This is a genomic window from Rhodococcus sp. C26F (genome assembly GCF_053345925.1).
Genome location: NZ_JBKFBA010000024.1, coordinates 1 through 18,751 on the forward strand (window position 1 = coordinate 1; position 18,751 = coordinate 18,751).

Annotated in this window: 18 protein-coding genes and 1 pseudogene; 8 read left to right on the forward strand and 11 right to left on the reverse strand. The window is 66.3% G+C overall.

Annotation, left to right across the window (positions count from 1 at the left end; translation table 11 throughout):
* The 5 genes and pseudogenes from ACLBYD_RS20545 to ACLBYD_RS20565 all read left to right on the forward strand — a co-directional run.
* Positions 1-384 (forward strand): annotated as a pseudogene (locus ACLBYD_RS20545) (carboxylate--amine ligase); the annotation flags it as partial.
* A gap of 133 nt (positions 385-517) precedes the next feature.
* Positions 518-2,119: an MFS transporter gene (locus tag ACLBYD_RS20550; protein ID WP_447817884.1), complete on the forward strand. Its 1,602-nt coding sequence runs from the start codon at positions 518-520 to the stop codon at positions 2,117-2,119.
* Between the two features lie 567 nt (positions 2,120-2,686).
* Positions 2,687-2,905 carry a hypothetical protein gene (locus ACLBYD_RS20555; RefSeq protein ID WP_447817885.1) on the forward strand — a complete coding sequence of 73 codons (219 nt, stop codon included), beginning with the start codon at positions 2,687-2,689 and terminating at the stop codon, positions 2,903-2,905.
* A 101-nt stretch (positions 2,906-3,006) separates the two neighbouring features.
* On the forward strand, positions 3,007-3,420 hold the full coding sequence (locus ACLBYD_RS20560; RefSeq protein WP_447817886.1) for an SHOCT domain-containing protein: 414 nt from the start codon (positions 3,007-3,009) through the stop codon (positions 3,418-3,420).
* The gene (locus tag ACLBYD_RS20565; RefSeq protein ID WP_447817887.1) at positions 3,417-4,037 is read left to right on the forward strand and encodes an Rv1733c family protein; all 621 of its coding nucleotides are present in this window, start codon (positions 3,417-3,419) and stop codon (positions 4,035-4,037) included. Before ACLBYD_RS20560 ends, ACLBYD_RS20565 begins: the two co-directional genes overlap by 4 nt.
* Positions 4,038-4,232: 195 nt before the next feature.
* On the opposite strand, the gene ACLBYD_RS20570 is transcribed toward ACLBYD_RS20565, so the two are convergent.
* From ACLBYD_RS20570 to ACLBYD_RS20605, 8 genes are all read right to left on the reverse strand, one after another.
* Positions 4,233-5,063, reverse strand: coding sequence for a class II glutamine amidotransferase (locus ACLBYD_RS20570; RefSeq protein WP_447817888.1), 831 nt, complete (start codon positions 5,061-5,063; stop codon positions 4,233-4,235).
* A gap of 60 nt (positions 5,064-5,123) precedes the next feature.
* Entirely contained in the window at positions 5,124-6,446 is a 1,323-nt protein-coding gene (locus ACLBYD_RS20575) for a diacylglycerol/lipid kinase family protein (protein WP_447817889.1), read from the reverse strand.
* Positions 6,447-6,636: 190 nt separating this feature from the next.
* Complete coding sequence (locus ACLBYD_RS20580; protein ID WP_447817890.1) at positions 6,637-7,707, reverse strand: YeiH family protein; 1,071 nt, start codon at positions 7,705-7,707, stop codon at positions 6,637-6,639.
* On the reverse strand, positions 7,697-9,280 hold the full coding sequence (locus ACLBYD_RS20585) for a long-chain-fatty-acid--CoA ligase (RefSeq protein WP_447817891.1): 1,584 nt from the start codon (positions 9,278-9,280) through the stop codon (positions 7,697-7,699). Before ACLBYD_RS20585 ends, ACLBYD_RS20580 begins: the two co-directional genes overlap by 11 nt.
* Positions 9,281-9,293: 13 nt before the next feature.
* The gene (locus tag ACLBYD_RS20590; RefSeq protein WP_447817892.1) at positions 9,294-9,902 is read right to left on the reverse strand and encodes an RBBP9/YdeN family alpha/beta hydrolase; all 609 of its coding nucleotides are present in this window, start codon (positions 9,900-9,902) and stop codon (positions 9,294-9,296) included.
* A gap of 59 nt (positions 9,903-9,961) precedes the next feature.
* The gene (locus tag ACLBYD_RS20595) at positions 9,962-11,014 is read right to left on the reverse strand and encodes a BKACE family enzyme (RefSeq protein ID WP_016695758.1); all 1,053 of its coding nucleotides are present in this window, start codon (positions 11,012-11,014) and stop codon (positions 9,962-9,964) included.
* Between the two features lie 54 nt (positions 11,015-11,068).
* Positions 11,069-11,971, reverse strand: a complete 903-nt coding sequence (locus ACLBYD_RS20600) for a TauD/TfdA dioxygenase family protein (protein ID WP_447817893.1) — start codon at positions 11,969-11,971, stop codon at positions 11,069-11,071.
* Between the two features lie 40 nt (positions 11,972-12,011).
* Positions 12,012-12,986 carry a quinone oxidoreductase family protein gene (locus tag ACLBYD_RS20605; protein ID WP_447817895.1) on the reverse strand — a complete coding sequence of 325 codons (975 nt, stop codon included), beginning with the start codon at positions 12,984-12,986 and terminating at the stop codon, positions 12,012-12,014.
* A 164-nt stretch (positions 12,987-13,150) separates the two neighbouring features.
* On the opposite strand from ACLBYD_RS20605, the gene ACLBYD_RS20610 reads away from it, so the two are divergent.
* The 3 genes from ACLBYD_RS20610 (at position 13,151) to ACLBYD_RS20620 (ending at position 16,118) form a co-directional block, all read left to right on the forward strand.
* Entirely contained in the window at positions 13,151-14,161 is a 1,011-nt protein-coding gene (locus tag ACLBYD_RS20610) for an AraC family transcriptional regulator (RefSeq protein WP_447817896.1), read from the forward strand.
* Positions 14,162-14,305: 144 nt separating this feature from the next.
* Positions 14,306-14,692 carry a carboxymuconolactone decarboxylase family protein gene (locus ACLBYD_RS20615; protein ID WP_138841829.1) on the forward strand — a complete coding sequence of 129 codons (387 nt, stop codon included), beginning with the start codon at positions 14,306-14,308 and terminating at the stop codon, positions 14,690-14,692.
* A 28-nt stretch (positions 14,693-14,720) separates the two neighbouring features.
* Complete coding sequence (locus tag ACLBYD_RS20620; protein ID WP_447817897.1) at positions 14,721-16,118, forward strand: MFS transporter; 1,398 nt, start codon at positions 14,721-14,723, stop codon at positions 16,116-16,118.
* A gap of 53 nt (positions 16,119-16,171) precedes the next feature.
* Here ACLBYD_RS20620 and ACLBYD_RS20625 read toward each other — a convergent pair whose 3' ends face one another.
* The 3 genes from ACLBYD_RS20625 to ACLBYD_RS20635 all read right to left on the reverse strand — a co-directional run bounded on the left by ACLBYD_RS20625 (position 16,172) and on the right by ACLBYD_RS20635 (position 18,703).
* The gene (locus ACLBYD_RS20625) at positions 16,172-16,609 is read right to left on the reverse strand and encodes a type II toxin-antitoxin system Rv0910 family toxin (protein WP_413768510.1); all 438 of its coding nucleotides are present in this window, start codon (positions 16,607-16,609) and stop codon (positions 16,172-16,174) included.
* A 97-nt stretch (positions 16,610-16,706) separates the two neighbouring features.
* Positions 16,707-18,341, reverse strand: coding sequence for a solute symporter family protein (locus ACLBYD_RS20630; RefSeq protein ID WP_447817898.1), 1,635 nt, complete (start codon positions 18,339-18,341; stop codon positions 16,707-16,709).
* Positions 18,338-18,703: a DUF485 domain-containing protein gene (locus ACLBYD_RS20635; protein ID WP_060652036.1), complete on the reverse strand. Its 366-nt coding sequence runs from the start codon at positions 18,701-18,703 to the stop codon at positions 18,338-18,340. Before ACLBYD_RS20635 ends, ACLBYD_RS20630 begins: the two co-directional genes overlap by 4 nt.
* Between the last annotated feature and the right edge of the window lie 48 nt (positions 18,704-18,751).

An 18,751-nucleotide genomic window follows, 5' to 3' on the forward strand; every position in this document is an offset into this window, starting at 1 on the left:
CGCGCGACGGCCGCCGACGCCGCAGCGCGCGCAGGATGCCGGCTCGTAGCGGTCGGCACACCGATCTTCGAACCTCCGAGCGGATCGGTCACCGCGTGCTGGAGAGCCGCGCGGGACGGTCTGGCCGGGCACGGTGTGGATCTCGGCTCTGAGCAGTTGGTTCCGGCAGTCGACCTGATCCGGCGACTGCTCGTGCAGGTCCGCCCGGTCCTCGAGGAACTCGACGCATATCGCCCCGTGCACGACGCCCTGGCGGTAACCCTGGACCGAGGCAACGGCGCGATCAGACAACGTCGCATCCTCGAGCGCGGTGGTTCCTTCACCGAGGTGGTTGCCGACGCGACGCGGCGCACCGTAAAGGGTTGTACGTCCGATCTGCTGTAGGCGCTGCATTTTCAAGCTTGCCGCGCTGTCGACTTCCCGATGTGAGGGGCGCTCGGGTGACCTACTGTCGGATCAACACTGGTCGACCGGTCGGTTCACCGCCGGTTCACAACGGTGAGGTGGTGGATCTGCCATGGCCGACGGGATCTCTTCCGCCGAAAACAGTCAGCTGTCCGGCCGAAGTCGGTTGCTCGCCGTCCTTCTCGCGATGGCGATGTTCGTCCTTGTCGTCGACACGTCGCTGATGAACGTGTCGATCTCGGCGGTGGTGCGCGACCTCGACACCACCGTCAGCGGTGTGCAGTCCGCGATCGCGCTCGAGGCGCTGGTCTCGGCGGCGTTCATCCTGATCGGCAGCAAGGTCGGTGACCTGATCGGCCGCAAACGCGCTTACGTGCTGGGACTGCTCGGCTACGCGACGGGCGCGGCGGCAATGACCCTCGCGCAAGGACTGACCGTGGTGATCCTCCTGTGGGCGGTGGTCGGTGGGATCGGCGCATCGCTGCTGCTGCCTGCCATGCAGTCACTGGTACACGGCAACTTCCACGGCGCCGCGCAGAAGAAGGTCTACGCACTCGTCGGCGCGGCAGCTGCGATCGCCGCTGCAGTCGGCCCATTACTCGGCGGCTTCGTCACCACCTACCTGTCGTGGCGGGTCGGGTTCGCCCTGGAAGTGGTGATCATCGCGGTGGTGCTGGCCGGCATCGGGCTCGTCCGGGACGTGCCGTACACCGGGCCGCGCGGCGTGGACCCGATCGGAGCCGTGCTCTCGGTCCTCGGCATGGGTGGGATCGTGCTCGGGATCCTGGTGTGGCAGGAGGGCGGCGAGGCGGTCGCGGCACTGCTGCTCACCGGCGCCGCCGCGCTCACCGCTCTCACCTACTGGCTGATCCGCCGCGCACGGCGCGGCGAACCTGCTCTGCTGGACCCGGACCTGTTCCGGTCGAAGGTGTTCCGGCTCGGTGTCACCGGGCAGATGCTCCAGCAGATCGCGCTGGGCGGCACCATGATCGCGCTGCCCATCTACCTGCAGATGGTGCTCGAGTACAACGCCATGCAGGCCGGTCTCTCACTCGCACCGCTGTCGCTGAGCATGTTCGCCGTCGCTCTGCTCGCGGGGAACAAGGCGGGTAACCGCCGTCCCGCAGTCATCATTCGGTGGGGGTTCGTGCTCGTCACCGTCGGCGTCGCCGTGCTCCTCCCGCTGGTACCCCGCGCGGACTTCGGGTGGGCGCTATTGGCACCGCTCGTCGTCGTCGGCGCCGGACTGGGGCTGCTCGTTTCGCAACTGAACAACTACACCCTCGCCCCGATATCGGAAGAGCGGGTCAGTGAGGCTGCGGGCACCAATTCCGCGGCCGGGTCGTTCGGGCTGTCGTTCGGACTGGCCTTCGCCGGGGCCGTCATGCTGGCCACCTTGTCATTCACGTTCACCGCCATGACGCAGTCGAGCACCGTCCTGCCGCCCGAGGACCAGCAACACATCGCGCAGGTCCTCGAGGAGGACGCCGAAGTCATGAGCAATACCCAACTCGAGGCACTGCTCGCCGGCCGGCCACCCGAGATCCGCGACGAGATCGTCCGCATCAACACCGACGCCCGGCCCGTCGCGCTGCAGGCTGCGCTGCTCGTGCCCATCCTCGCCGGACTGCTCGGACTGCTGAACTCCTTCCGGATGATGCGTGAACCCGACGCACCGCCCGCGGCGCCGGGAGCCGCACCCGGACTGCTCTGACACCGCTTCCACACTGCACCCGTCGGCGCCGGCGTGACAAGGAAAGCCGTTCCGCGAGACCCGGGATAGGCAAAGAAGATCAGTGCCACACGCGTCACGATGTCCGCCACCGGCGGATAGTGGATGGACCGGGCAATGCGGGCCCACGCCGTAGCCAGCGGCAGGTGAGACCGTCGCAGGGTCCGGAACCCGTGCATCGTGCGGAGACCCCGCTCGTTGCTGAATCGGAAAGCGAACTTACCGGAATATGTTGCGGTGTCCGACCGAGCAGGCGCACAATTCGGCAAAAGAGGGCGATGAGCGCCCCGTGTGGGAAGTGACCGTGTCGATGATATCGATGCTGGGGGACCGATCGAGCGGCGAGCCCTTGCGCGACGCCCTCGCAGAATTGTGATTGCAGCGGAGCCGGCAGCGTTGTCACGCCGATTCGGGCACGAGCAGGACGATTCACCGTCGTCGAGTCCGGACCGACAGCGCGGATCGGTACCACGAGGTCGGTAACCGGACGATCGAACGCGGTGACACCGTCGTTCTCGACTTCGGTGACCAGAGAACGCAGGACTCGAGATGAGCACTGTGCGCGCCACACCCGACAGTCAGATCGCGGATCGGCTTGCCGCCGAGTTCGAGGGCCACCTCCCGCGGTATCGGATCGAGGCAGTGGTTGCGAGCTGCCTGGAGGACCTGCGAGGAATTCCGGCGCCGGCTCTGCCGGAGCTGGGCGAACGCCTCGCCCGCCAACGTCTGCTCGACCTGGTCGAAAAGCCGAAAGCCCCGGTGCCCTAGCTACGGCGGTGCGGTGGCAGAAAGACGTACTCTCCCCCGCGGCCAGACCGCTCCGAACTTCTCGGCCTGTGTCGCCGGTCCCTTCACCGGAGGTGCACATCATGGACTCGTTCTGGGATCTCCTGTGGTACACGATCATCGTGTTCGCCTTCATGGCGTACCTGCTCGTGTTCTTCCAGATCCTGACGGATCTGTTCCGCGACCACACCGTGTCCGGGCTGGGCAAAGCCGTCTGGGTGATCGCCCTGATCCTGATTCCCTTCTTCAGCGCCCTGCTCTACCTGATCGTGCGCGGACAGGACATGGCCATCCGGGCCCGAGAGGCTCAACTCGCCGCCCGACACGCCACCGACCAGTACATCCGGCAGGCGGCCGGCAGATCCGCCGTCGATCAGATCGCCGACGCGAAGACGCTGCACGAGTCCGGGGCGATCACCGCAGCCGAATTCGAGCAGCTCAAGACTCGTGCCCTGGAACAAGACACCCCGGGGCGCGGCGAGATGCCGAGCCGATGATGACCACCGGACCGTCGTTCTCCGTGCGATTGTGGCGGCGCGCGCCCTGGCACCGGAGCCCCCTGCTGCGCCGCCGCGACCGGCTCGAGTCGACGGTAGCTCTCGCGGTGGTCGCCTTTATGGTGATGATGGTGCCTTTGGCAGCCACCGTCGGCACCGTCACCTACGGCACGCTGGTCGAGCAGGCCCGCCAGGACATCCACACCCACCGTCAGGTCGAAGCAACCGTCCTGGACACCGCTCCCACCGATGCCGCGGCGCCGGAGACCGCCCCACCGCTCCCGCCCGCCGTCGACCAGACCGAACTCCGGTGGGTGCGGTGGAATGTGGACGGGCACACCCACACCGGCCGGCTGAGTCGGCCGCTCGACGCGCAACCCGGCGCGACGATCGACCTGTGGGTGGACCCCAGCGGCGTCCCGGTCGATGCTCCCCACAGCGGGACGGACAGCGCAACTACGGCCGTGCTCACAGCGATAGCCGTGTGGGCGGCCGTGTTGGTGGGCGGGGTCGGGTTCTGGTACGGCATACATCGGTACAACGAGCACCACCGAATGCAGGAATGGGAACGCGAGTGGCGCCGGGCGCACCACACCCCCGGGTGGACTGTCGGTTGACCGACCGAACGGTGGTACCGCCAGCGGCGGATGTGTACACCACCTCGATGATTCGCCCCGAACTACCGCCGGTTGGATGAACGATCAGGACGCCGGATCCGAGACTTCTCGGCCTCGGTGCCCCCTTCGCCGAGAAGATCCCGGTCGTGGGCAACAGTTCGTGCATCGACTCCGGTAGCGAGAAATTCGTCGTGATCACATCGAGCGCACGGGTGAGATCGGCGCGAACGGCCGGAACTCCTGGTCGCTCCCCCGAACGACACCCGCGCTCGACTCGGGAACCTCCAGCCAGGCCCCTTCGAGATCCCGAAGGGGTTCGGACACCACGAAGCGGGTGTCGTCCCCCAGCTGGTACAGCACTTCCACTTCAGGATGCTGCGCCCGTATCGCCTTGATGTCGGCCGAGTAGAACAACGAGCGCGTCTTCCGCTCCGTCGAATACCGGAACACCCAGACGCTGCTGCCGTCGGTTGTGGCGATCGTTCCCTGTATGGGATTCTCGACGCTCATGCGTGCTCCGACGTCCTCCACGAAACCGACGGCCTTCGCCACGCCGGTGAACGGGTCGTCGGCGAGGCCGAAGGTGAGCGCGAGGTAGAACAGCATCTCCGAATCCGTCGACCCCCGGATCGCGTCGTAGAGACTCGCATCGACGGCCATCGCCAGATCCCGCTTCATGAGGTGGAATCCGTGCACCGCCCCGTTGTGCATCCACAACCTGTTCTCGTAGCGGAAGGGATGGCAATTGGTGCGCTGCACCGGAGTTCCCGTCGAGGCGCGGACATGCGCGAACATCAACGGCGTCCGGATCTGCGTGGCGAGCTCGCGGAGGTTGCTCTCGTTCCAGGCGGGTTCGATGCACTTGAACAATGCGGGCCTCGGGCCCTCTCCGTACCAGCCGATGCCGAAGCCGTCCCCGTTCGTGGTAGTTGCGCCCATCTTGGAATGCAGGCTCTGGTCGATCAGGGAGTGCACCGGCCGGAACAGTAGGTCGTCCATCAGGACGGGATCACCGGTATACGCCATCCATCTACACATCCCTCCATTGAAGTCGTGGGATACGCCGGAATGTGAGATCCGAAGAGTTCAATTCGGCCACAATATCTTCCGCAACCGAACGGAATCGAGGTGCGGGGGCGGCACACGCGCTCCCGGACGGTTGCGGGGAACACGAACTCGTAGCGCTCCGGTGGAGATCGTGCATCGGACGGGTGTCGACAGCATCACCGACTCACCGTCGACTCCGACCGGAATCTCCGGTACGTCCGCATCGACGACCACTTCTGTGGCGGTGCGCTGCAACAGGCCTCGGTTGTGGGTGCGACGGAACAGGCCGACCGCCTGGCGTGCGTTCGAGACCGAGATCGCGACGACACCGAGCCGGCCGTTGTCCAGGCGGGGCCGTCGGCCCATTCCTGCCAGGTCGTCGAAGGCGTACGGACCGTTGCTGACCAACACCGCCTGAGGTCCCTCGACGGTCTCGGTGTCGATGTGCGCCCGCAGGCCCGGCCTGCCCTGCTCACCGAGCAGATCGGGCAGCATCTGCAGCACCGTCGCCGTCTTGTCGGCACGGTACTGAGGGCTCCGCACCATCTCTGCGTAGACCCCGAAGGACGCATTGTTGACGAACGGTCGCCCGTTGATCCGGCCGAGATCGACGCGCAGTTCGACCCCGTCCCGGAGGGCGTCCAGACCCGCGGCGGGATCCTCCCGATCCAGTCCGAGGTCGAGAGCGAAATGGTTGCGGGTTCCGGCGCTGATCACCACGAACGGAAGCCGGTGTTCCGCCGCGACCGCCGCGACCAGGGCCTGCGTTCCGTCACCACCTGCGACGCCGAGCAGGTCCGCCCCGCGCTCGACGGCCTTCTCCGCCAGCTCGGTGACGTCGAGTTGCTGCGGACCGCTCAGCAACACCACTTCGGCCCCTAGTTCCTCGGCCTTGTGCTGCAGGTCGAAACGGACGACCTTGCCCCCGCCCGAGCGTGGATTCATCACGAAGAACGGATGCTGCACGGGAACGGCCGGGAACTCCGGCTGCGGACTCACGCGATCGGCCCGCAGGGCGCGGCGCCCGCACGCGACCGCCACGGCGACGAGCAGCACCGACACGATCGCAACCCACAGGTGACCCGACGCCGCGAAGACGATCACCACGACCACCGGCGCGAGGACGGTCACGGCCAGAGCCGCCCCGCGGATCACGCCCCGGTGGGTGAGGAACCAGTAAGCCGCGGCAACGGCCAGAGCTGCACCGGCCGCCGCGACCAGCAGCAGCGCGACGACACCGCGCAGACCGGCTTCGGCGATCGGAAGCCCGATGGCAACGAACAGCACCACGACAGCGGTCCACGCCCACCAGCGGGAGTCGGCGGATACCGGGCCCCGGTGCGATTCGTGTTCCTCGGCCATCGACTCGACCTCGCAATCGTTCCTGCGCGCCCGGACAGCCGACCTTGCGGGCCGGACGAACTTCTCGGGTCGAGGACCGACCACCACTTCCGAGCTTGGCACGATCGTGCGCGGGTGAGAGGTGTTTTGCCGGTAGAGAATTCTGCGACACCGAACGTTCCGCTGTGCCGGCAAGCCGGGCGCGGACCGTTCAGCTCAGCAGGAGGGCGCCGACGAGGGCGATCAGCATCACCCACAGCGTGGAGGCCGCAGCGACTACGAACGGTCGTAGTCCGATCGAACGCAGCAGTCCCACGCGAACCCCGAGGCCCAAGCCGAACATGGCCGTGGTCAACAACGCCGACTGCACGAGCGCGGCCTGTTCGAGCACGACGTCGGGCAGCACGCCGGAGGACCGCACCGCCACCGCTGCCAGGAATCCGATCACGAACACCGGCACCAGAGGTGGCTGCCGGCCGACCGTGTCCTCGTGGACGCCCGTCTCGCGACTGCGCCGTCGGCGGACCACGCCCAGATATGCCATCACCGGGGCCAGCATCAGGACACGGGCAAGCTTGACCACGGTGGCGACGGCGAGGGCTCCGCCGCCGATCATGCCTCCGGCGGCGACCACCTGCGCGACCTCGTGGATCGATCCACCGGCGAGGATGCCGGACTGCAGGTCGTCCATCCCCAGAACTCCCACCAGCAGCGGAATCCCCGGGATCATCAGTGTGCCGAAGACGACGACCAACGCGATCGAGGTGATCACCTTCTTGCGCTTCGCGTCGACGACTCCGTCTGCGGCAGCCACCGCCGCGGCGCCGCAGATCGAGAATCCGCACGAGATGAGGACCCGCTGAGTCCACGAAAGTCCGAGGACCCGCCCCAGGTACATCGTCCCGGTGATCCCGGCCGCGACGATGACCACGACGAGCGCGATGACACCCCACCCGAGGGCGAGGATGTCGTGGAAGACCAGTTGGAGGCCGAGCACGGCGATGCCGAGGCGCAGCAGCCGTTTGGCCGAGAAATCCACACCTGGGCCGATCCACGCCGGGACGGGAATCAGATTGGCCACCAGTGCTCCGAACGCGATCGCGATCAGCATCGGGTTCACGGCAGGGAGCAGTCGGCCGAACCCGATCGCGATCGCAGCGCCGGCCGCGCACACCGCGATACCTGCGGCGAGGGCGGCCGCTCGGGAACGCGGACCCACCGACGTCGTTTCCGGGCGGACGACGTCCTGTGGCGCCGACGTCACCTCGACCTCAGCCGACATCCGACGAACCCTGACTCGTCGATACCGTGCTCGTCCGTACCGTGGCGACGAGTTCGCGTTTGAGGATCTTGCCCGTCGCGGTCGTCGGAAGCGTCGTGACGATCTCGATCGAGCGCGGATACTTGTATCCCGCCATCCGGTCGCGGCACCAGGACATCAACTCTTCTTCCGTGGTCTGCTCCCCTGCCTCGAGGATGACGAATGCGCCGACCTCCTCGCCGTACACCTCATGGGGGACGCCGACGACCGCTGCGAGCGACACTGCCTCGTGGGTGATCAGTACTTCCTCGATCTCGCGGGGGTAGACGTTGAAGCCCCCGCGCACGATCAGATCCTTCGCTCGATCGACGATGTAGTAGAAGCCGTCCGCGTCCCTGCGAGCGAGGTCGCCTGTACGCAGCCAGCCGTCTCGCATCGCTTCGGCGGTGGCATCCGGCCGCCCGAGATATCCCGACATGACGTTGTGGCCGCGCAATGCCAGTTCTCCGACCGTGTCGACTTCGGTGACTGTGTTCCAGTCGGCATCGACGAGGCGGGCCTCGACTCCCCAGACCGGGACGCCGATCGATCCGGGCCGCGGGTCGCGTTCCGGATCGCTGAACAACGCGAGCGGAGACGTCTCGGACAGCCCATAGCCCTCGAGGATCCGGACACCGAAGCGCTCGGAGAAGCGGGTGAGGATGTCGACGGGCAGGGCGGCGCCACCGGAGATCGCCCGGCGCATCGTCGCGGCGATCCGCTGCACGTCGACCGTCTCGTCCACCGCATCGAGCAGAGCCCAGTACATCGTCGGGACCCCGGCGAAGACGGTGATGTCCTGCTCGATCATCAGTGTCAGTGCGGTGCGGGCATCGAAACGCGGTAGGAGAACCAGCGTGGCTCCCACCGACAGTCCCGCATTCATGGTCACGGTCTGGCCGAAGGAGTGGAACAGCGGCAAGGTCACCAGGTACGTGTCGGGACACATCGGACTACTGTCGAACAGACGGTTCCCGGTGAGCGCGTTCGTCACCATGTTCGAGTGGGAAAGGCAGGCTCCCTTCGGTTTTCCTGTGGTTCCGCTGGTGTAGAGGATCACCGCCGTGTCCTGCGGATCACGTACCACCGACGAGCGGACATCCGATACTTCCCCCAGCGCAGTATCGAGACTGTCCGCACCATCGAGTCCGCCGACGACGAACATGTCGCGACACTTCGGTGCTGCGGCGAAACCGGCACGACCGTATTCACCGATGAGCAGGTCGGGTCCACCTTCGGAGCAGAAGAACGCCCGGGCGCCGGAATCCTGCAGATGGTAGGCGACTTCATGTCCCTTGAGCATGATGTTCAACGGCACCACGACGGCGCCGGCCTTGAGGATGCCGTAGTAGACGATCACGAACTCCGGCACGTTGGGGATCGACATCGCCACGGTGTCGCCCGGCGCGATTCCACGCGCGATCAACAGGTTGGCCACCCGGTTCGCTCGGGCGTCGAGTTCGCCGTAGCCGATCCGGGTCTTTCCCAGCACCAAGGCGTCCCGGTCGGGATACCGTCGGGCGGAATCCTCCAGGAGAACGGACAGGTTGAGCATCGTGGGTTCGCTTTCAGGATTCGGACGGAACGGGGGCGGTCTCGCGCGTTGTTGCTCCGGACCGCTGGAGCAGTTCCTGTAGGAACAGATCGGCGGCGGGCCAGTCACCGAAGCCGGAGGCCGGATTCAGATGCCCGACCTCACCGAGGTCGACGAACCGGCTGCCCCACGCTTCGGCCAGCCCCGCGACCCGACGCCGGTCCCCGAGTGGATCGTTGCTGCTCGCTGCGAGGATGCTCGGAAAGGGAAGGCGGCGACGTGACATCGGGAGCCAACCGCCTCGATCGAGGTCGTCCGTGGTCGGATAACCTTCGGGGAGCGGCTTTTCGATATCGGCTGGTGTTGCGAGCAGCGCGCCGAGAACCGATCTGGTCGATGTGTGGGCCCAGTGAACGGCAATCAGGACGCCGGCGCTGTGCGCGACCAGCACGATCGGACCGTCGACGTCGCTGACGACCGCGTCGAGAGCGGCGATCCGTGCGTTCAGGCTCAGTCGGTCGTGGTCGAGCGGGGGTACGGTGCGGACCCGGTCGAGCCGATCGGCAAGCAGTGTCTGCCAGTGGTCGGCGACGTGGTCGCGCAGGCCGGGCACGATGATCACGGTCGGTTCGGTGTCGTTCATCCTTCTCCGAAACTTTCCTTGGTGCAGAGCATTTCCCATCGGACGGGAACCGAGGGGTGTCAGCCGTGGTGGGTGAAGCCGACCTGTCCCGGGCGGCGGTTGGGGGCGTAGCCGAGTTTGGCGAGCGTTTCGTCGGCGTCGCGGTAGGTCTCGCCGATCCGGTAGATCTCACGGGCTTCCTTGCCGGTGGCGACCTCACGGCCGAGTTCGTCTGCGAGACGGACCAGTTGCCGGATCTGCTCGACCGAGGTCATCTTCTCGCCCTTGCGTCCCCAGAGGGTGTCCTCGTTGCCGCAGCGGGTGTGCAGCCCCATGGCGATGGCCATCGTGTTGACCGGCAGCACCGAACGCATGAGGGTTTCGAGCGTCAGGCACGCGCCGTCCGGCACACGCTGGACGAAGTTCATGATGTTGTACGGGTTCGGTCCGTCGAAACCGCCGCCGATCCCCACCCAGGTCAGATTCAGTGGACCGGTGTAGATGCCGCGCCGGATCAGGCGTTCGACGGTCTCGAGCTGCGGAACGGACGACAGCTGGAAGTGCGGCTGGATGCCGGCGGCCTGCAGGCGCCGCAGGTGCTCCTCGACCCATTCCGGCCCGGCGGGCACGGTCATCTCCCGGTAGGTCACCGCGAGTTCCGGACGCTCCATGGAGGTGCCGGCGATGTCGTCCGCGGTCATGAGCTCCATGATGTTCATCTGGCTGGTGTTGATGGCGATGGTCACCTGGTCCGGCTTGGGATCCAGTTCGGCGAGCATGTGCCGAACATCGTCCGAGAGCCACTTCGCTTCGGCGCCTTCACCTTCCGGCGCGAAGGAAATCGATCCTCCGACCTGCAGGATCATGTCCGGCACCGCTTCGCGCAGGCGGGAGAGCAGTTCGTTGAACTTCGACAGACGCTTGCTGCCCTTGCCGTCGAGTTCGCGAACGTGGATGTGCAGCACCGTGGCTCCGGCCTCGTAGCAGTCCACCGCCTGCTGGACGTGCTCGTCCATCGTCAGCGGCAGGTCTTCCGGGAAATCCTCCGGCTCCCATTCGGGTCCGTACGGGGCCGCGGTGATGACCAGCTTCTCCTGGCATTCGGGGAACAGGGCATCGTCGTGGAAGTGCATCGTGGTCTCCTGTGGATCGGGTCGTGCGTGATGAGAGAAGGAAGTTCTCGAAGGTCAGAAGGGACGATCGCCGGCGATTCCGGCGCGCTCCATCCTCCGGACGGCAGGCCAGTAGTCCTGGACCGCGTAGTGCTGGGTGGACCGGTTGTCCCAGATCGCCACGCTGTTCGGCGTCCATCGCCACCGGACCTGGTACTCGGGGATCGTCGCCCGGCTCTGCAGGTACCGGAGCAGCTCGCCCGCCCCGGGGGCGTAGTCGATACCGCAGCGGACGTTTTGTGCCGTATGGAAATTCGTGAAGTGTGTGGTGAAGCTGTTGACGAAGAGGACCTTCTCCCCCGTTTCGGGATGGGTGCGGACGACGGGGTGCTCCGCGTCCGGGAACCGGTCCTTCAGCGCGAGTCGCTTGTCGATCGGCAGTCGCGCACCGAAAGATGCCTCGATGCTGTGACGCGCGCGCAGCCCGGCGATCTGTTCCTTCACGTGCCCCGGGAGTTGCTCGTAGGCGAGTGCCATGTTCACCCAGATCGTGTCGCCACCGACGGCGGGACCTTCGACGCATCGGAGCACCGATCCCATGGGCGGGTTCTCCCGCCAGGTGGCATCGCAATGGTAGGAGTTCTCGAACGCCTCAGGTGGGCTGTCGAGGTCCTTGTAGATGCGGACCAGGCCGGGATGTTCCGGATCGCTGCCGAGTACCGGATGGTCCTCGAGCGAGCCGAAACGCTCGGCGAGCGCGACGTGCTCGGCCCTGCTCATCTCCTGGTTCCGGAAGAACAACACCTTGTGTTCGAGCAGCAGCGCCTTCAGTTCTGCGAACCGTTCGTCGTCGCGGGCCACCTCGGCGAGGTCTACGCCGTGCAGTTCTGCGCCGATGCTGCCGGTCAGCGGTCGTACGTCCATCGAGAATCGGCGACGTGTCTCGTCCCGGACGTGGGCGTGGTCGAAGGTGGTCATGACGGTCTCCTGAGCGTGAGGGGGTGGATCGGGCCGAAGGTCAGAGCGAGAACACCGACGAGCCGACGCTGATGCCGGCTTCGAGGTCGCGGTGCGCTCGTTCGGCTTCGGCGAGTGCGTATCGCTGGTTGATCTCGATCTCGATATCTCCGGCGGCGACCTGTGCGAACAGCTCGTTTGCCAGTTCGGCTCGCTCGATCGGATCGGAGATGTAGTCCGCGAGCGCGGGCCGGGTGACGAACAGTGAGCCCTTGACCGCGAGGTCCATGGCGCTGATCGGTGGGATGGGGCCGGAGGCCGTTCCGAACGCGACGAGCAGGCCTCGGCGGGCGAGGGAATCGAGCGAGGAACGATGGGTCGAGGCTCCGACGCTGTCGAACACGACCGGCACACCGGCTCCGTCGGTCAGCTCGCGCACACGTTCCGCGATGTCCTCACGGGTGTGGACGATGACCTCGGTACAACCGTAGGACCGAGCGACCTCCGCCTTCTCGTCAGTGGACGTGGTTCCGATGACGTTGATTCCCAACCGTTTCGCCCACTGGCAGAAGATCAGGCCGACGCCCCCGGCTGCGGCGTGCAGCAGGACCGTGTCGCCGGCTTCGAGGGGGTGGATGCGGCGCAGGAGGTACGCCGCGGTCAGGCCGCGCATGGTCATCGCGGCCGCGGTGTCGAAGGGAATCCCGTCCGGCAGTGTGATGAGGTGTGCGGCGTCCATCACTCGTTCGGTGCTGTATGCACCAAGCGGGCTTCCCGTGTAGGTGACGCGGTCGCCTTCGTGGAAATCGGTGACGCCGGGGCCGACCGCCTCGATCACGCCGGCGGCCTCGACGCCCATTCCCGCCGGCAACGGCGCCGGGTACAGCCCGGTACGGAAGTAGGTGTCCGCAAAGTTCAGGCCGACGGCTTCGTGTCGGATCCGCACTTCGCCGGGGCCGGGATCGCCGACCTCGACGGCTTCCCATTCGAGGACGTCGGGGCCGCCCGTCTCGTGGAAGCGGATCGCGTGTGCCATCTGTGTTCTCCTTGGATGTCGAGCGTTCTGCTAGCGCAGAGTGGGTGTGACGCCGATAACACGAGACTAACGAGCGCAGATCCGGAATACTTATCCCTACGGGACATATTCGTTGTCATTCGGGGACAGTCCTTCCGGTCGCCGGGAGATCGAGGAGATGCGCGATGACGCTGCCGAAGCCGTTGGCGCGCTACGCAACACTGACGGGTTTCGTCGAACTCGCCCGCTCGCTCTCGGTCGACCCGATCGAGCTGTTGCGCAGCGTCGAGCTGGATCCGTCCGGACTCGACCTGCAGGACCGGTGGGTACCGGCGGCGTCGATCGTCCGCCTGCTGGAACTGTCCGCTGCCGTCACCGCCCACCAGGATTTCGCGCTGAGACTCGCCGAACGGCGACGCCTGTCGACCCTCGGCCCCTTGAGCGTGGCCATCCGCGACGAACCGAACGCCCGTAGCGCCCTGCGCATGCTGATCCGTTTCCAGCACACGTACAACGAGGCGCTGTTCATCGACGTCACCGAACATGACGGGCTGTCGACGATCGTCCTACGCGTCGAACCGGGTGAACCCATGCCCGTGCGTCAGGCCACGGAACTCGCGGTCGCCGTCATCCACCAACTTCTGCAGTATCTGCTCGGCGACCGTTGGCGACCCGTATCGGTGTGTTTCGAACACGGCCGGCCCGGCGACGACAGCACGCACCGTCGCGTCTTCGACGCGCCCCTCGTCTTCGACGGCAAGTATTCCGGAATCGTCGTGTACACCGGCGATCTGGATCTACCCAATCGCCTCTCCGATCCTGTCCTCCGCAGTTATTCGCAACAGATCCTCGACGACCTCTCGGCATCCGAGACCCCCGCGCTCGAACGGCGGGTCCGGGAGCTCGTCGAACTGCTGTTACCGACCGGGCGCTGTTCGGTCGACCAGGTGGCAGCGAGTCTCGGTGTGGATCGCCGCACCGTTCACCGGCACCTGGCCGGATCGGGACAGACCTTCACCCGGGTCGTCGACGACACCCGGGCCGAACTCGCCCAGCGACTGGTGACGAGCGGGCGCCACACCTTCGCCGAGATCTCGGAAATGTTGTCGTTCTCGGCCCCGAGCGGGTTCTCGCGTTGGTTCACCCGCCGTTTCGGCATGACTCCCCGAGAATGGCGCAAGCGATCCGAAGCCTGAGTGTCCCGAAATGGACAGAGCTGTGTCCCGTAGGGATAAGTAAGCACGTCGCACACCGATTATTGTGATGTGCACCACGACAATCGTGGACCGGCATGCATACCCTGCCACCTCTCCCTTTCTTTCGCATGAAACGAGTGTCGCGTGACGACAGAACCCGATCCGACCCCGACCCTGGACGCCATGCGCCGAGACGGACAGTGGAACCCATTGTGGGACAAACTGTCCGATTGGGACCCGGAGTGGACCGAGCAATTCATGGCGATGAACGCCCTCCCTCACCGGCGAGGTGTATTCACTCCCCGATTCGTGGAACTGCTCAGCATCGCCATCGACGCCGCTGCGACCCACATGTACGCCCCCGGTGTACGTCGGCACATCCGGGCGGCGCTCGACCTCGGCGTCTCCCGCGAGGAGATCCTCACCGTGCTGCAGATGGTCAGCGTTCTCGGAATCCATGCCTGCAATCTCGGTGTCCCGATCCTTGCGGAGGAACTCGAGGCCCAGCGGGTCCGCAGCATCGGTTCCTGACCCACCCCTTTCCTACCGAGGAGCTCCCATGGGAATTCTCCCCATTCCGATCGGCACCTCTGCCGAACTCGACCCCGAATCTCCGGGCGTCCACACGTACTCCGGTCACCCCGCACCCGAGAGGCGTCCACGCCGACGGATCGCGTATCCCTGGCTGGTCTTCGCGCTGACGTTCGCACTGCTGCTCTCGGACTACATGTCGCGCCAGGTGCTCAGCGCGGTCTTCCCGTTCCTGAAAGCGGATTGGGCACTGTCGGATTCGCAACTCGCGTCGCTCACCAGCATCGTCGCCCTGATGGTGGGCCTGTTGACCTTCCCACTGTCGCTCCTCGCCGATCGGTGGGGCCGGGTGCGGAGCCTCACCCTGATGGCGGTGATCTGGAGTATCGCGACGCTGTTCTGCGCCGTGGCCGCCAATTACGAACAGCTGCTCATCGCCCGCTTCCTGGTCGGAGTCGGCGAGGCCGCCTACGGCAGCGTGGGCATCGCCGTGATCCTGAGCGTCTTCGTCCCGCGGGTCCATTCCGCACTCAGCGGCGCCTTCATGGCCGGCGGCTCGTTCGGTTCGGTCATCGGCGTCGCGCTCGGTGGCGTCATCGCGGTGCACCTGAGCTGGCGGTGGTCGTTCGCGGCCATGGCGGTCCTCGGCCTGATCCTCGTCGCCCTGTTCCGCACCCTGGTCACCGAAGGCAGGTTGGCGGCGCACAAAGTCGGTCAGGACACGCCGATCGAGCCGTCTCCTCGTCCGGATTCGTCACCCCCGATCCGGGTACCGATCTCCACACTGTTCACCAGCCCAGCCGTCTGGTGCGCCTACCTCGGGGGCGGCCTGCAGATGTTCACCGCCGCGGTGCTGTTGGCATGGACGCCCAGCTTCTTCAACCGCGAGTACGGTCTGGCCCCGGACAAGGCCGGGATGGTCGCATCGATCTTCGTCCTGCTGATCGGCACCGGCATGGTGGTGTGTGGGATGATCACCGACCGGGTCAGCCGCACGAACCCGTCGGCGAAGTGGACCAGCGCCATCGCATTCTGCCTCGTATCGCTCGTGTCCCTCGGCATCGGATTCCAGCTGGCACCCGGTTCGGCGCAATTGACTCTCATCGGGATCGGAGCATTCTTCGCCGCCGGGTCCTCGGGTCCCACCGCGGCCATGGTGGCACGGCTGACCCACGAGTCGGTGCGGGCTTCCGCGCTCGGCACTCTCACCGTCGCCAACAACGTCCTGGGGCTGGCGACCGGACCGTTCGTCGTCGGGATCCTCGCCGACCGTCTGGGTCTGCTCGCTGCGCTGCAACTGACCCCGCTGGTGTACGCACTCGCGATCGTGGCGCTGATCTTCGGTAAGCGTTGGTACGCAAGCGGCGTGGAGCGGCTGCACCGTCGGAGCGCAGCCGCATCGGATCATCATGTCCCGACTCGATGAGATCGGGTTGGGCCACCACGAAGCCGTCCGTGGTTCACGCTGCGCCGGAGGCGTCAGTTCCCGCCGTAGCGGCGCGCGAAGGTGTCGAGCGACGACTGCAGGTCGCCGTGCAGGGCGCGCGCAACCCCCGATCCGATCGGACCGAACAGGGGCGCACCGCCGAGGTCGATCTTCATCGACAGCGTCGAACCGTCCCCGCGAGCTGCGACGGCGAGTCGCATGGAGAACTTCGTGCCGCCCTTGCCGGTCCCCTTCAACACCACGTGGTGCGGCGCGTCCAGTTCGACGATGGTCCACGTGACGCGGTTGCGCATGCCCTTGACCGACACCACCGACTGCAGGGTGGTGCCCTCGGCGAGGGTGTCCGGCAGGTCGCTGCGCCACCCGTCGTGGATCCTCAGCCACTCCCCGAACGACTCGAGGCGGGAGGCGTGCTCCCAGGCGGAGTGCGGGTCGAGCGGAAGGTCGGTGGACACTTCGAGTTTCGCCATGGTCCGCAACAGTAGACGGTCGGCTCCGAGGACGGGGCCCCGCGACACGACGGTGGCCCGCCCCCGGATCGGGAGCGGGCCACCGCGACGCAGAGAATCAGTGGGAGACGGCCTTCTCCACACCGACACCGGTGAGCGAGCGGACCTCCATCTCCGCCTGCTTGTACCGGTCCTCCTGCTTGCGGCGTCCGACGAAGGTGCCGACGACCCCGAGGACGAACGCGAGCGGGATCGACACGATGCCCGGGTTCGACAAGGGGAACCACGAGAAGTCCACGTCCGGGAACATCGCCGACGGGGCACCGGATACCGCCGGGGAGAACACGATGAGGACGAGGCAGCTGATCAGACCACCGTAGATGCTGAACAGGGCGCCGGTCGTGTTGAACTTCCGCCAGAAAAGCGAGTACAGCAGCGTGGGCAGGTTCGCCGAGGCGGCGACCGCGAAGGCCAGCGCCACGAGGAAGGCGATGTTCTGCCCCATGGCGAGGATGCCGAGGACGATCGACACCAGACCGATCACGACGACCGTGATCCGCGAGACCCGAACCTGTTCGTCCTCCGTGGCGTTGCCACGCTTGATGACGCTGGCGTAGATGTCGTGCGCGAAGGACGCCGAGGCGGTGATGGCCAGGCCGGCGACGACCGCGAGGATCGTCGCGAAGGCGACCGCCGAGATGATCGCAAGGAACAGCGTTCCACCGAGTTCGAAGGCCAGCAGCGGGGCCGCCGCGTTCTCCTTGCCGGGAGCACCGAGGATCGCGTCGGGGCCGACCACCTTCGCGGCACCGTAACCGAGGACCAGGGTGAACAGGTAGAAGGCGCCGATGAGCGCGATGGCCCAGGTGACCGAGCGACGAGCTTCCTTGGCGGTGGGCACGGTGTAGAAGCGCATCAGCACGTGCGGGAGACCCGCGGTACCCAGAACCAGCGCGAGGCCGAGCGAGAGGAAGTCGATCTGCGACATGTTGCTGATGCCGTACTTGGCGCCAGGGGCGAGCACGTCACGCTGCGCAACCGCTTCGTTCGACGAGCTCGACACCATCGCCTGCGCGTCGGCGAGCAGCTGCGAGAAGTTGCCGCGCACGGCGAACAGAACGAGCACGAACATCAAGCCTGCGCCGGCGATGAGCAGCACGGCCTTGACCATCTGCACGTAGGTCGTGCCCTTCATGCCGCCGATGAGCACGTACACGATCATGAGCACACCGACGACCGCGACGACGATGCCCTGGCCGACCTTGCCCTCGATGTCGAGCAGCAGCGCCACCAGTCCGCCGGCGCCGGCCATCTGCGCGAGCAGGTAGAACAGCGACACCGCGAGGGTCGAGAGCGCCGCCGCCATACGCACGGGACGTTCCTTGAGCCGGAAACTCAGCACGTCGGCCATCGTGAACCGGCCCGTGTTGCGGAGCAGTTCGGCGACGAGCAGCAGGGCGACGAGCCATGCGACCAGGAAGCCGATCGAGTACAGGAAGCCGTCGTAACCGTAGACGGCGATCGCCCCGGCGATACCGAGGAACGACGCGGCCGACAGATAGTCACCGGCGATGGCGAAACCGTTCTGCGGGCCGGAGAACTGGCCGCCGCCGGTGTAGAAGTCGGAAGCCTTCTTCGTCGTGCGGCTGGCCTTGATGACCAGGCCCATCGTGACGACGACGAACGCGACGAAGATGGCGATGTTGAGGATCGGGTTACCGACGTCGGTCCCACCCTGCGCAAGAACGGTCACTGCTGCGGTCCTTCCAGTTCCTCGCGGATCGCGGCGGAACGCGGATCCAGCTCACGGCCGGCGAACTTCACGTACACGGCGGTGATCACGAAGGTCGTGACGAACTGACCGAGACCCAGGATCAGCCCTACGTTGACGTTGCCGATGACCTTCGTCGCCATGAACTCGTCGGCGTAGGTCGCCAGCAGGACGTACAGGGCGTACCAGGCCAGGAAGAACGCCGTCACCGGGAACACGAAACGGCGCAGGCGGCTGCGCAGTTCCTGGAACTCCGGGCTCTCCTGCATCGTGACGAACTCCTGCGGCGTCGGTATCCGCCGCTGCTGGGGTACGCCACTCTCGCTGAGTGGTGCTGTGGTCACTGCCGACTCCTTGGTAGTCGTGTGAGGTGAGGATGATCACAACGTTAA

Excerpts from the sequence above, each read along its gene's own strand:
- ACLBYD_RS20550 (WP_447817884.1), top strand. The coding sequence starts at position 518 with ATGGCCGACGGGATCTCTTCCGCCGAAAACAGTCAGCTGTCCGGCCGA.
- ACLBYD_RS20555 (WP_447817885.1), top strand. The coding sequence starts at position 2,687 with ATGAGCACTGTGCGCGCCACACCCGACAGTCAGATCGCGGATCGGCTT.
- ACLBYD_RS20560 (WP_447817886.1), top strand. The coding sequence starts at position 3,007 with ATGGACTCGTTCTGGGATCTCCTGTGGTACACGATCATCGTGTTCGCC.
- ACLBYD_RS20565 (WP_447817887.1), top strand. The coding sequence starts at position 3,417 with ATGATGACCACCGGACCGTCGTTCTCCGTGCGATTGTGGCGGCGCGCG.
- ACLBYD_RS20570 (WP_447817888.1), bottom strand. The coding sequence starts at position 5,063 with ATGGCGTATACCGGTGATCCCGTCCTGATGGACGACCTACTGTTCCGG.
- ACLBYD_RS20575 (WP_447817889.1), bottom strand. The coding sequence starts at position 6,446 with ATGGCCGAGGAACACGAATCGCACCGGGGCCCGGTATCCGCCGACTCC.
- ACLBYD_RS20580 (WP_447817890.1), bottom strand. The coding sequence starts at position 7,707 with ATGTCGGCTGAGGTCGAGGTGACGTCGGCGCCACAGGACGTCGTCCGC.
- ACLBYD_RS20585 (WP_447817891.1), bottom strand. The coding sequence starts at position 9,280 with ATGCTCAACCTGTCCGTTCTCCTGGAGGATTCCGCCCGACGGTATCCC.
- ACLBYD_RS20590 (WP_447817892.1), bottom strand. The coding sequence starts at position 9,902 with ATGAACGACACCGAACCGACCGTGATCATCGTGCCCGGCCTGCGCGAC.
- ACLBYD_RS20595 (WP_016695758.1), bottom strand. The coding sequence starts at position 11,014 with ATGCACTTCCACGACGATGCCCTGTTCCCCGAATGCCAGGAGAAGCTG.
- ACLBYD_RS20600 (WP_447817893.1), bottom strand. The coding sequence starts at position 11,971 with ATGACCACCTTCGACCACGCCCACGTCCGGGACGAGACACGTCGCCGA.
- ACLBYD_RS20605 (WP_447817895.1), bottom strand. The coding sequence starts at position 12,986 with ATGGCACACGCGATCCGCTTCCACGAGACGGGCGGCCCCGACGTCCTC.
- ACLBYD_RS20610 (WP_447817896.1), top strand. The coding sequence starts at position 13,151 with ATGACGCTGCCGAAGCCGTTGGCGCGCTACGCAACACTGACGGGTTTC.
- ACLBYD_RS20620 (WP_447817897.1), top strand. The coding sequence starts at position 14,721 with ATGGGAATTCTCCCCATTCCGATCGGCACCTCTGCCGAACTCGACCCC.
- ACLBYD_RS20625 (WP_413768510.1), bottom strand. The coding sequence starts at position 16,609 with ATGGCGAAACTCGAAGTGTCCACCGACCTTCCGCTCGACCCGCACTCC.